Source organism: Anaerolineales bacterium, from assembly GCA_022866145.1.
Lineage (GTDB): Bacteria > Chloroflexota > Anaerolineae > Anaerolineales > E44-bin32 > PFL42.
The window spans coordinates 1-5,950 of the sequence record JALHUE010000124.1 but is presented as its reverse complement, the minus strand read 5'-3'; the positions used below and the strand labels follow the sequence as shown (position 1 = coordinate 5,950).

The following is a 5,950-nucleotide window of genomic DNA, read 5'->3' as shown; positions in this document are numbered from 1 at the left end:
GGCAGCTCAATTGGGATGACCGAGTCCACCCGACCGCCCAGCAGCCGCAGCGCCCGTTCCGAGGCGTGGGCCTCGGCCGGCCCCGTCTCGCCTTTCAGGGCGATCGCTTTCCCGCCGACCCGCAGCAGCGGCAGCATGCACTCCACCAACACCGGCAGCTGCGCCACGGCCCGGGCCAGCGCCCAGTCATACACCTGCCGGTGTTCGGGCATATGGCCCACATCCTCCGCCCGAGCATGCAACACCACCACACCCTCCAGCCCAAGCTCTTCCACCACATGCCGGCAGAAATCCGCCTTCTTGCCCGTGGCCTCCACCAGCGTCAGCTGGATCTTCGGGCAGACGATTCTCAGCGGCAATCCCGGAAAGCCCGCACCGGTTCCCACATCCACCACCCGGTCTCCGCGTTTGGGCTGCATCGCCAGCAGGCAGGTGAGCGAATCCAAGAAGTGCTTCATCTCGATCCCCAGCGGATCGGTGATGGCCGTCAGGTTGTGGCGCTTGTTCCAGGCCAGGAGCTCGCTGGCGTACCAGCGGAAGGAATCCAACTGCCGCCGTGTGAGCTGCAGCCCCAGCAGAGCCCTGGCCGATTCTTGCAGGCCGTCGAGGGCCACGCTTGCCACGCTAGCTGCCTCGGTCCAGCGAGAAGCATGGGCGCATCCACCCGACCTCGAGCCGGCGCTTGTTGATCACGGGTTGCGCGCCAAACTCCGCCAGCTCCTCTTCCTGGGCTGGGGTGAGCGCGCCGAGATCGTGCAGCGTCTGAAGCACGACGCGGCTCACGGCCCGGTTCCCGGGGGGAACATCGGTCCGGCGGCCGAGGTCGCCGTCGGCAATCTTGATGGCCACGCCCAGGGATGGCGAACCGCGGCCCAGTGCTCCGGGGCGGAGCGACAGCCCGCAATATCCCTCGGCGCCCCGCTTGCACAGGATCTCGCCGCGGCCGACCTGCATCAGGCGCGTGTCAAACTCGCCGGCCCCATGCACCATCGCCGGATAGGTGACCATGGCGGAGAAGACTTCCTGGCTGGCAGCGCGGCGCACCTCGCCCAGACCCGCAGCATCCGCCAGCCGAGCGAAGGCCTGGGCCGCAGCCTGCAGGGGCAGAGCGAATGTCGGCGCCGAGCAGCCATCCGTCCCGATAGCGATTCGCGCCGCAGGCAGTCCAGACATCTCCGCCAGGGCCTCGAGGATCCGACGCTGGGCGGGGTGATCGGGCTCCAGGTAGCTGGCCAGCGGCGCACCCAGGTGCCGGCTCACGGCCAGCATGCCGCTGTGCTTGCCTGAGCACATGTGGCGGATCGGGGTAGGGACTTGATGGGTCTCCTGCATTCGGCGTCGCGTCGCCGGATCATCCGGGGGATGGGTGCCACACTGTAGGTCGGCCTCGGAGAGGCCGACCTGGGTATGGATTGAGGCCACAGCGGCCACGTGCTCGTCGGTGCCCGAGTGCGAAGCGCAGATGACAGCCAGCTGCTCCGAGGACAAACCGAAGTGCTTCAGCGCTCCACTCTCGATCAGCGGCAGCGCCTGGAAGGGCTTGGCGCTCGACCGCAGGTAGGTGACGCTCCCGGGGTCACCGTAGCTGGCGACCAGGTCGCCGGCAGCGCTGACCACCGCCACCGCCCCGTAGTGAATCGACTCGACGACCTCGCCGCGGGTCACTTCGAGCACCGGCAGGTATCCGGCCGCCATTCGCCCTCGATTCGGTGTTAGCCCGGCTGCGATAGGCCCAGCCTGCCACCGCCTGAGATCAGTGCTTCTCGGCGCGCCCCTCGAAGCAGCCCGGGGGCGCGGCGGGGAGTCTTGGCTCTCCCGACCTAGCTCTCGGACAGGTACAGTCGGGCATGCAGGCGGGTCAGCCCGAGCTGCAGGCGCATCATCGCCTGCTCCCGCCGCGACCCGCTCAGCCTGTAGCCCCGCAGCAGCTGCACCGCTAGCGCCTGGCAGGCTTGCGCCGCCACGCTTCGTCCGCCGACCCTCTCCAGGCGCGCCTCGACTTTCTGCAGCAGCCGGGTCATCGCCCGCAGCGCTTCTCGGCCGACCGCACCCTCGCGGGAGGAGACCACGGTGTAGTCCTTCCAGCGTCGTCCGGAGAGTTCGGCCAGCGAGGCGATCCATGAGTCGATGACGCACTCGCCGAAGAACGGCGGTTCGCTCACAGTCACCAGGTCGCCCACAAAGACTATCTTCGCCTGAGGAACTGCCACCCAGATGGATCCGGGGAGGGGCCCGGGTCGGTGGATCAGCTCTGCCTGCCGCTTGCCAACGTGCACCATCGCCGAATCGGCGAAGGTGACTTCTGGCACAGCCTTGCCGACACCGGTGATGCGCTTGAGGCGATCGGACTCCGCCCCGATGGGGCGTGTGCCTCCCTTGAAGGCGTCCGGCCAGGAGGTCATGACCTCCCGGGTCAGGTCATGCGCCAGGATCGGCAGGTCGAGGTTCCGCCCGCCGAGGGACCGATCCGGGTGATAGTCTAGCAATGCCAGGTAGCGCGGCTGACCGTGGCCGGACAGTGCCCCCATCCAGTCGCGGGCGTCTTCGGTCCTCAAGGGCGAATCGACCAGCAGGATTTCGGACTCCGAGGCGATCGCGCCGAGGTGGATGGCGGGGTAGCGGCTTTCGAGATATACGCCTGGGGCCAACGTTCGCATGCTCGCTCCTGCCGCAGTCGGAGGATTTCGGGAAGCTGATTATACAGGCAAGGTGAAATGGAAGATCGAGCCTAGGCCTTCTTGACTCTCGACCCAGATCTTGCCGTTGTGGGCGTCGACCGCCAGCCGGCAGAACGCCAGACCCAGGCCCAGCCCCTTGGGCCGCCCCTCTTCCTGGATCCGGGAGAACTTCTCGAAAACCTGCTGCTGCGCCGAGGCAGGGATGCCCGGTCCGGTGTCGGCAACGCTGATCAACACCTGCGTGTCCTGCAGCCGCGCCGAGATAGTGATCCGGCCTCCGCTGCGGGTGTACTTGATGGCGTTCTCCAGCAAGTTGATCAGCACCCGCCGGATCATGTCGGAGTCCATGTCCACCTGAGGCAGGTCCCCGGGCGCGAAGGCGAACTGCAGCAGATGCCCTTTGGCTTCGGCCACCGGGTAGACCTCCTCGACGGCCTCGACGATGATCGTCCCGATGGCGCCTGGCGCCTTGTGCAGCACCGCATTGCCGGATTCGAGCTGGCCCAGGTCGAGCAGCGATTCGACGAGCCGCGATAGGCGGCGGCTGGATCGCAGGGCGATGCCCAGCACCGATTGCACCGCTTCGTCCTCCGCTGGAAGGGAGGCATGGAGCACCTCCAGGCTTGAGATCACGTTGCCCAGCGGCGAGCGCAGATCGTGAAAGATCATCGAGGTCAGGTCGGCACGCAGCTCATCCAATGCCTGCCGCTCCGAGACATCGCGCAGGATCCACTGCAGGAACGGCTGGCGCCCGATATCCACCCGGCGCACATGGACTTCGACGGGGAGCATCCGCCCATCGGCATGCCTGACTTGAGCGTTGGCGCTGATCTCCTCGCCGGGCGCCAGTCCGTTCCAGTCTTGAGACAACCTCGCCCCATTCGCCGTCACCACTTGCTGAACCGGCCGGCCTTCCAGGCTCTGACGCCTGGTCCCCAGGAAGGCCTCCGCCCGCTGATTGGCGCCGGTAATCCCTCCCTGCAAATCACTGATCAGGATCGGATCGACGCTGTCCTCAAACAAACCACTGTACAACTGGCGGGCGGCCTGCGTCTCCGAGAACAACTGGGCATGGGCAATGGCACTGCCCGCCAGGCCGGCGATGCCCATCAGCAGTTCCGCCTGCTCCGGGACGAACTCCCCGCGGGCCGGGTTGATGGCCTCCAGCGCACCGATCGTCCGATCCTGAACCTGGATCGGCGCCACTGCCATCGCCCGCGTTTTGAAACCGGTCCGGGTATCGGCTTCGGGATCGAAGCGGCTATCGCGGTCGACTTCGGCGACGACGGCCAGTTCTCCGTGCTCGACCACCCACCCCGTGATCCCCTGGCCCCGAGCGATGCGCATGACCTGCACTGCGCCAGCTTGCTCGCCGCGGGCGATACGGAACTCCAGTTCATCCGTGGCTTCGTCCAGGATGGCCAGCGAGGCGGCCTCGACATTCAACGTCTGGATGGTCTGGGTCAGGATTCGCTCCAAGACCTCATCCAAGTTCAGGCTGGCGGTCACCACCCGGGCGGTCTCAGACAGGGCGGCCAACGCCCGAACCTGGCGTTGACTCTCGGCGAACAGGGTGGCGTTGGCGACCGCCGTGGCAGCCACATCGGCAAAGGCCGAAACCACGTCGACTTCGGGCTGCCCGTAGGCCGCCGCACGGTGGCTGTCGACATTCAATATGCCGACGGCATGCTCGCGCACGATCAGCGGAGCCCCGATCCAGCCGCGGATCTGGGTCGACTCAGCCAAGCCGTCCGACAGCACCCAACCCGGATGGCCCTGCACGTTCTCGATCATCATCGGCAGGCCGGTCTTGAGCACGAGTCCCGTCAGCAGGCGATCATCGACGGGCAGGGTGTGGCCGAGGATCCCGTGGTTGTCCTGGAAGCCGGAGGCGGCAACCAGCCGGAGCCGGTCGCCATCCACAACCATAATGCTGGCGCTGTCATATTCGACCAGGCGCTCCAGCTGCTGTAGAACCTGGGGAAACACCTGGTTCGGATCCAGCGCCGAGTTGATGACGCGGGCGATCTCCTGCAGCGTCGATGCAAACCGGCGACGTTCCTGCTCCGCCGCAAACAGGTGGGCATTCTGCACGGCGATGGCCGCCTGATCGGCGATGATCGTCAGAATGTTCAGCGTATCTTCGGTGAAGAAACCGGCCTTGGGGTGGACCAGCGTCAGCACGCCCACCACGCGGTCGCGGGTCGTCAGCGGGACACAGACCGCCGACCGAGTCTCGCCGTCCGCCTCTTGCCTGGGCCGGCGCAGCCAGCGGGGGTCCTCGCGGGTGCTGACCACCAATGCCGGCTGCCGGTGCTCGACCACCCAGCCCGCCAGGCCGCGTTCGAAGGTGTCGTTGAGCTGGTCGGCGGTGTGGTCGTGCACCCGGCCTTCGTAGGCCAGCGCGCCTTCTGTCACCTTGCCCCGCTCGCCGACCACCAGGATACTGCCGCTGGGCGCGCCGGTGCTTTCCAGCGTCAGTTGCAGAATCCGCTGCAGCAGCTTTCGCAGGTCTAACTGGGCTGTCAATTCACGGCTGATGGAGAAGAGCAGGTCGAGCGAGTCTTGCGCACGGCTGCTGGCGCGCCGCTTGCCCTTGGTGGCTGACACTCGGGGCCTTCCTCTCAACCCGCCGTCACGCCTGGCGTGCACCGAGGACCCGGCCCACGCTCTCTGGGTGACTGTTCTCCGGCAGTATAGCACAGCGGTCTGCCTGCGCTCCGCCAGCGCGACTGCGGACTATTCGCCGAGGCACCCGCTGGCGCAGGTGGCAGCCGCCTCGGATGGCGGCGCGATCCGAGGCGTAGGTCCCGATTCCTGCGGGCGACTCGCTCCAGCCGATCAAATCCCGACGCCGGCCCCTCCGCAGTCCATGCGGAAGGCCCGCGCGGCGTCGCTACGCTTGCCTGTATTCAGATCACCGAGCGGCTCCACCGCCCACTCCACGGGGAAGGGACAGAACTGCTCCCCCCGTTGAGGGGGCCCATCCCCCCTTGCGAGGCCCCACCGCTCGGCCCGCAATGCTCGGTGGAAGGGAAGCTGCGCCAGGCCAGACAAAGAAAGTCCTGAGCGTGCAACAGCAGCCCCAATGATCGGTTTGCTCCCGGGCATGGGCGCCTTGCTCCTCGACTAACGGCGATCTCAGGCCATCGACTGCTCCCGCAGCCACACCGCCGCGCTTTGCCCCCGCCCAGAAGAAGGTAGAATCTCCCGCATCGGCTTGCCGTCCCGAGATCGTCGTGCCGCACCCCGGGCCGGATTCGGAACTCCAG

At 67.0% G+C, this 5,950-nt stretch carries 4 protein-coding genes; all 4 read right to left on the bottom strand.

Features of this window, described 5'->3' with window-relative positions; translation table 11 throughout:
• The coding region (rsmG, locus tag MUO23_03865; protein MCJ7512088.1) for a 16S rRNA (guanine(527)-N(7))-methyltransferase RsmG at positions 1 to 623 on the bottom strand (623 nt) is incomplete at its 3' end.
• Position 624: 1 nt separating this feature from the next.
• Complete coding sequence (locus MUO23_03860; GenBank protein MCJ7512087.1) at positions 625 to 1,695, bottom strand: asparaginase; 1,071 nt, start codon at positions 1,693 to 1,695, stop codon at positions 625 to 627.
• A gap of 125 nt (positions 1,696 to 1,820) precedes the next feature.
• Complete coding sequence (locus MUO23_03855) at positions 1,821 to 2,657, bottom strand: hypothetical protein (protein MCJ7512086.1); 837 nt, start codon at positions 2,655 to 2,657, stop codon at positions 1,821 to 1,823.
• A 39-nt stretch (positions 2,658 to 2,696) separates the two neighbouring features.
• Entirely contained in the window at positions 2,697 to 5,288 is a 2,592-nt protein-coding gene (locus tag MUO23_03850; GenBank protein MCJ7512085.1) for a GAF domain-containing protein, read from the bottom strand.
• Positions 5,289 to 5,950: the final 662 nt, after the last annotated feature.

Excerpts from the sequence above, each read along its gene's own strand:
- MUO23_03855 (MCJ7512086.1), bottom strand. The coding sequence starts at position 2,657 with ATGCGAACGTTGGCCCCAGGCGTATATCTCGAAAGCCGCTACCCCGCC.
- MUO23_03860 (MCJ7512087.1), bottom strand. The coding sequence starts at position 1,695 with ATGGCGGCCGGATACCTGCCGGTGCTCGAAGTGACCCGCGGCGAGGTC.